Genomic DNA, 6,190 nt, shown 5'->3' with positions numbered 1-6,190 from the left:
GTTGTAGTTCCCTAATAAACCTCGCTATGGTACAATACCACACCGAAATCCCCCTGAATCACTTAACGACTTAGGGGGATTTTTTTGTAAAAATCATAAATCAAAATGCCAACACCATCTGTTGAGCTGCATTTTTATCAAATTCCACATTTTTCTGCCCGCAAAGTATCTTCATGGATTCATACTGCTTTTCCGTAATCATGATTGCCCGCACTGAGCCAGCAAGCGGAATACTATTCTGAAGTCTTGCCAAGTGCTTATGCGCGGTCTCATTGCCATTACATATACGAATATAAACGGAATACTGCATCATATAGTAGCCATCATCAAGTAGAAATTTGCGAAACTTTGTTGCTGCCTTGCGCTCAGCTGGAGAAGTGACTGGCAAATCAAACATAACCAGCAAACGCATAAACCTACTCATAGTTATGCAGACTTAACGGGAGCAGTTGGGGCAGCACCAACTGCTCTGCCGCATCCTGATACCAACGCGCTAAGCCTTGCACCACACGTTCCACAGCATTACTCACGCTAACCCGCTCCTTTCCCATCAATACATTCACCGATAGTAACCCAACCAATTCTTGCCGAACGGACTGTGGTAGCTCACCTACTTCCATCCCTCCCTTTTGACTGGCATATAAATCCACCAATGGGCGAAAAGGTTCAATCAAATCATCAGCAAGGTTAAATGCATTAACCTCACTATGATGATGAATCCCCAAGCATGGTTCAAAACCATAAGCTGCTAAATAACGGGCGATAGCTGAACGTAAAATTGCATAGCCATAATCGAGCATACTGTTTACTATATCCATATCGTGACGAACAAATGATGAACCAAATAACGCCTTAAAATATCTGGCAGCCGCTATGGACTCTACATTTCCCTTATCCCCTGACTGAACTCGATCTACCATAGCCGATACACAATCTTGTTTACCAGCCAAGGTCAGGCAACGCCCTTGATTAGCAATCTTCCGCTGCACAATCATCTTCCATAATTGTTTAACCGCAGGTTTTCCCTGTCCAATTTGATACTTTATCATACGCAAACGCCGAGAATATGCCCCAAATGGCAATAAAATCCCCTCCGGCATATAATTTTTCCCACAAATCAACACCGAACTGCCATTTTCTACCAATGAATCAAGGCAGGCCACCGTTATACTGGATTCCCGATTGGCAATCACTATAGTATCTATATCTTCTATCGGAATATGATACACCTCACCAGTATTTACACATAACTGATGATTTCGTTGATATATTTTAGCCCGCGAATCAATTATAACCTGCTGATACATAATACTCACACCTTTGCATGAGGATCTTTCTTCATCCTTCTAAAATCTCTGCGTACCTCTTGGGGTGCCTCCGTTATATTCCCCAATACATCAATTTGCATTTTCTTTATTTCTGTAATATTTCTAATCCCCATAGAACCTTGACCGTATGTGTTATCATGATTAATCACCGTAACTGCACTCGTATTTCGATTCGTTGTTTGATAATACAATAAAGCTACCTGTTTCTTCACCTTTGGTAATACGCTATTTTTGTCAACCGGACTTAAGTCAACTCCTTTTTCTGAACGTACCAACAATAAATCATTTTGATAGAGCGAAAAAATAAATTCATCTGCTTTCATTTCCATCCAATCTGCATAAGGTTTATTTGCCACCACTGCTTTCAACGGTAAAACCGGTTTAACTACATCTGCCGCATAAATAGGGACAAGGTAATATCCTTTCCCCTTGCCTTCTGCACGATAAAACACATCTACACGCAACATCCGTCCATTATCAGCCATCCCCTTTCCTTGATTTATCATAACCTGAGCATCCGTTTTTTTCACTGTCTTTATTGTTCTTACCAAAGGCCCTTGTGAACCATCTGCCCGCGGTTTATAAAAAGGTGCTGCAAATGCTTTTTTCGCATCTCCTTGAAAAGCCTGCAATCTTTTTAAAATAGCCTGATACAATAATACATCTGATGATGGGTTATAATAATCTGCAACTGACATTCCATCATTAGTCAATCTTAATTTAGATAGTTTCGTCTTCTGAACAGAAAAACCTTCATTGACCAGCCTTGGGCTATGTATAGTGTCCTCATGAGCTGTCGCTCGAACTTTATGTTGCGGCATACGAGACACAAATATAGGTTTTACCGTCTGCAACTCATCATCTGTATAATTCGACACACACATAGCTCGCAATTTCTCAGCAGGCTTCACACCAACACGCGCTTCCAGCTCACGACGAAAGCCATGCCAAGGCTCAGGGAATTGTTCAGCCTTGGCATGTCCCCACATTTCTCCTGCTTTACTGTATTCCTGTACCTTATTGACCATCCCCTGTGTCACACAAGCAATCACTGCTGCATCTACGGCATGATGCAAATCTCCATTTTCTCGAATTTTAGAAATCCCTAACCGTTTACGTACATAAGCTGTTATTGCACCATTTACCGCCAACACATGACGTTTTCTCCCTGTCATAAAACTATTAAAAATCAAATGTTCTCGTAGCAAATTATACACAAAACGACTTATATACTTCGTATCATTCAAATGACGTTCTTTCCAATCTTGTTCCTCTGAAGAATAATTTTTCCGTAACAAGTTGCGACGTTTGCGAAAATCACGAATAGTAGATTCTACCCAAGTGGTAAAGGTCATCAATCGTTTATCATCATTTTCCATATACTCCATAGGTGTCCGATTTCCCTTGTGCTGGTTCTCGTCTGTCAAGACCAGCACTTTATTGACATAACTGTCATCAAACGAACGACTATATGGTAAGATATGGTCTACCTCTGCATACTTCCCTTCATGCAATAACCGACCTATATCAAACGGCTTTTGGCTATAAGCACAAACACCCTGCTGTTCCTTATATAGCTTCCATTTTACAATATCGAGCCCATTGGGCTGTAATAGACCATTTTCTATCAATTCCTGCTTTATTCTTTCGTTAGATTTGCTATTGTCATCTATTTGCTTTTGTATTTGCTTTCGCTCTTGAAAATTACGCGCCATTTCCCTTGCTAGTTCAACATGAATTTCCACAGGACTGCCATAACGCTTAATAATCGCATTCAACACCTTTATGGTCTGGGATATAGATCTGCGTACAACAGGATTAGGAATATCCCTTACTTCTTCCATATAACCGGACAGATATTTGCGTCTCTCCCCATCTTCACCTGACAATTTATAACCAGCCGCAATACAAGCATCATAATAGACCATACCCTGTTCTAAATAAGGCATAAGTTTCCGACAAGCTTTTACGGATATATGTCCAAATTTACGAAATGGCCTCAAATTCGCAAGCAAAATACGAATAACCTCTTCAGCTATTCCATGACTTTTCATATATGCCTGCAAATTTTCTTCGTGCTTGAATACCGAAAAGGCATAACCAATAATATCTAGTTCATCCGAAGATAAACGTTGTATGTACCCCTTTTCCACTTTATCCAAAGCCTTGCGTATTTCATGATATGCTACCGTATAATTAAAACTTGCTTTTTTCTCGGTACTTTCAATATCCTGTCCATAAAACAAATCATTAAACAGCTCAGTATCACGCAATTCAAGTTCCTTGCGCAAACGCGCATAATTCAGCGAAGGTGATTTCCAAGCTAATTTTTCCAAACACTGACGCTCCTCTGCGGTCAGACCTCGCCGTCCCCCATTTTCCTTTATTTTCATATGGTTAAGTTTTTGCAGTAAGCTAAACCGCATGAACGAATAGCTAGCCTTAGGTGCACGCTTCTCTTTCGCATCCCTTTCCAAAGTACAAAGCCCTATCATATTTTCAATCAGGTTGCCACCATAAGGACTTCCACCACCAGGCCCTTCATCAAAATTACGCTGTGCCGAAAATATTGCCAAATATCTTTTCTGAAATTCCAGCGTGGCATATGGATTTCCCTGTTTTCGTTGTATCTCAAAAAGTTTATCTATTTCATCCCTCAACATAGCACGGCTGACCGTCATTTGATAGTCAGAAGCCTTATTCCTCTTATGTGCCTGAAATTTTTCATCCTTATATAGCATTTCACCTACGGTACGATAGCGAACCAATAACTCAACATTATCCTTGAGAGCTTCTTTTACTTTACCTTCCTCATCTGTTCCTTCACCAGCTAAACGATTGGATTGGAAACCACGATGCTTAGCAAAAAACAACAGCACTCTTGCCCATTCCTCTGGTGTTAATCTGCGCTGTAATCCTTCATAACGTATTTCATAAACATCAGGCACCGGCTGGGAATACAACTCTAACATAGCCTCCCTTGTCAATACCCCCTCACTCACAAGAAATCCGCGCATACGTTCTAAGCGATGACGACGGCGTCGCAATCTGCGTCGCGCCCCCCGCGCAGTACGACGAGCAGAAGCTAAAGACGCGCCTGTTTTCGGAACTTCTGCTTTCGGAAATATCCGCGAATTCAAGTCCAAAATCCGATATGGCTCATCCTTATCATTTAATGCCAATGCCGCCCATCCCACTGAGGCAATTCCTATATCCAATCCCAATACATAACGTTGTTCCATGAATGCTCTCCCCTATCACTCTTTTTCATAAAAAGATAACGGCTTGCCAAAAGGCAAGCCGTTAGAGCTTTGCGGTGCTAGCTAACAGCTAGACCTTATTGTAATAACCTAATATACCTCGCTATGATACAATAAGCAATTACATACATATTATAAAACGGATGAAATATTCTGTCAATACTTATTATATCCTCTATCTGCTTTTCTTGCCAAACAATATTAATAGCAGTATACTGAAAAAAATCACAATTCAAGGAGCATTATCTTATGGAACGCAGAATACTCTTTACCATCATGCTCACGTCTTTCCTGACTCCCTTTGCCGGCAGTGCGCTCAATCTGGCCTTGCCCTCTCTTGGGGAAGCCTATGGGGCGAGTCCTGCTGCTTTGGGCTGGGTGCTCGGCAGTTTCCTGTTGGCGGCCATCGTGGTGCTTCTGCCCTTCGGCAAGCTGGCTGACCGCTACGGGAAGCGGCGGTTCTTCATCATGGGCAACGGGATCTTTGCGCTGACTTCGCTTTTAGCAGCGTTTGCACCGAATCTGCCGCTGCTCCTTGCGGCCCGGGCGGCACAGGGGATTGGCTCGGCCATGACCTTTGCGACCTCCATGTCCATCCTGACTTTGGTGATTCCCAAGGAGCGCCGCGGCTGGGCTATGGGCTGGAATGTCGCGGTGGTCTACACCGGACTCACGTTAGGGCCGGTTGCCGGCGGCTTCCTCAATTATTATTACGGCTGGCCAAGCATCTTCATCGTACTGGCTATGATTGGCGGCACTGCCTTTCTGGCCGCCCGCCGTTTCCTGCAGGAAGAATGGTATGAGGATACCAGCCCCCATTGGGACAAAAAAGGCGCCGTCCTCTACGGCGGCGCCATTCTCCTGATCATCTATGGCCTGTCCCAGCTCAACAGCCAGCCTCTGGCTCCCGGTCTGCTGTTGGGAGGCCTCGTGCTCTTTTTCCTGTTCTGCCGCTATGAACTCCGGCAGGAAAATCCCCTGCTTCCCATCACGCTCCTGCAGGGCAATCTGCCCTTTTCCCTGTCCTGCCTGGCGGCGCTGCTGAATTACTGCGGCACCTTTGCTGCCAGTTTCCTGCTCTCCCTCTATCTGCAATCCATCTTAGGCATGACTTCCCGCAGCGCAGGACTGATTCTCCTGTCCCAGCCCATCATCATGGCCTTGCTCTCACCACTGATGGGCAAGCTTTCCGATAAATACGCACCGACAAAACTGGCCGCTCTGGGCATGGCGGTCATCAGTGCTGGCCTGGCAGGTTTTGCCCTGACCATCCATAATCTCGCGCTCTGGCTGATGATTCCCATGCTCATCATCACCGGCACAGGCTTTGCACTGTTCGCCGCCCCCAACAACAACGCCATCATGAGTGCCGTGGAGAAGAAACATTACGGCCTGGCCGCCAGCCTGCTGAGCTCCACCCGCTTAGTGGGACAGGTGCTCAGTGTAGCCTTGATGAACCTGATCCTTTCTCTGAGCTGGGACGGGCTGTCCTTGCAGGAAACCCTGCTGCAAAACCTGCAGCTTGCCCTGCTGTTCTTCGCGCTGCTGTCCGGACTGGGCGTAATCCCGGCCAAAGTCCGCCAATGAACAGCCACGCAGCAC

General features: G+C 44.7%; 4 protein-coding genes. 1 reads left to right on the top strand and 3 read right to left on the bottom strand.

Features of this window, described 5'->3' with window-relative positions:
• Window positions 1–100 precede the first annotated feature (100 nt).
• The 3 genes from cas2 to cas9 are packed head-to-tail and all read right to left on the bottom strand — an operon-like array spanning window position 101 to window position 4,570.
• On the bottom strand, window positions 101–412 hold the full coding sequence (cas2, locus tag BUB68_RS03895) for a CRISPR-associated endonuclease Cas2 (protein ID WP_073088476.1): 312 nt from the start codon (window positions 410–412) through the stop codon (window positions 101–103).
• Between the two features lie 4 nt (window positions 413–416).
• Window positions 417–1,307: a type II CRISPR-associated endonuclease Cas1 gene (gene cas1, locus BUB68_RS03890; RefSeq protein WP_081371845.1), complete on the bottom strand. Its 891-nt coding sequence runs from the start codon at window positions 1,305–1,307 to the stop codon at window positions 417–419.
• Window positions 1,308–1,312: 5 nt separating this feature from the next.
• Window positions 1,313–4,570 carry a type II CRISPR RNA-guided endonuclease Cas9 gene (gene cas9 / locus BUB68_RS03885; RefSeq protein WP_073088475.1) on the bottom strand — a complete coding sequence of 1,086 codons (3,258 nt, stop codon included), beginning with the start codon at window positions 4,568–4,570 and terminating at the stop codon, window positions 1,313–1,315.
• 267 nt (window positions 4,571–4,837) lie between these two features.
• On the opposite strand from cas9, the gene BUB68_RS03880 reads away from it, so the two are divergent.
• On the top strand, window positions 4,838–6,175 hold the full coding sequence (locus tag BUB68_RS03880) for an MFS transporter (RefSeq protein WP_073088474.1): 1,338 nt from the start codon (window positions 4,838–4,840) through the stop codon (window positions 6,173–6,175).
• The last annotated feature ends 15 nt before the right edge of the window (window positions 6,176–6,190 follow it).

It is taken from the genome of Pseudoselenomonas ruminantium (assembly GCF_900142515.1).
In the GTDB taxonomy this organism is placed as follows: domain Bacteria; phylum Bacillota; class Negativicutes; order Selenomonadales; family Selenomonadaceae; genus Selenomonas_A; species Selenomonas_A ruminantium_D.
The sequence above is the reverse complement of the archived record's forward strand: the minus strand, read 5'-3'. Positions and strand labels throughout refer to the sequence as shown.